At 26.0% G+C, this 350-nt stretch carries 1 protein-coding gene; it reads left to right on the plus strand.

Annotated elements, in window-relative coordinates; genetic code table 11:
* The first annotated feature begins 90 nt into the window (after positions 1-90).
* The gene (locus tag DW171_RS10020) at positions 91-174 is read left to right on the plus strand and encodes a 23S rRNA methyltransferase attenuation leader peptide (protein WP_001814874.1); all 84 of its coding nucleotides are present in this window, start codon (positions 91-93) and stop codon (positions 172-174) included.
* Positions 175-350: the final 176 nt, after the last annotated feature.

Below are 350 nucleotides of genomic sequence, written 5' to 3' on the forward strand. Positions count from 1 at the left end.
TTGATAGTGCATTATCTTAAAATTTTGTATAATAGGAATTGAAGTTAAATTAGATGCTAAAAATTTGTAATTAAGAAGGAGGGATTCGTCATGTTGGTATTCCAAATGCGTAATGTAGATAAAACATCTACTGTTTTGAAACAGACTAAAAACAGTGATTACGCAGATAAATAAATACGTTAGATTAATTCCTACCAGTGACTAATCTTATGACTTTTTAAACAGATAACTAAAATTACAAACAAATCGTTTAACTTCTGTATTTATTTATAGATGTAATCACTTCAGGAGTGATTATATGAACAAAAATATAAAATATTCTCAAAACTTTTTAACGAGTGAAAAAGTAC

The sequence above is a fragment of the Collinsella sp. AM15-2 genome (genome assembly GCF_003471985.1).
GTDB lineage: Bacteria > Actinomycetota > Coriobacteriia > Coriobacteriales > Coriobacteriaceae > Collinsella.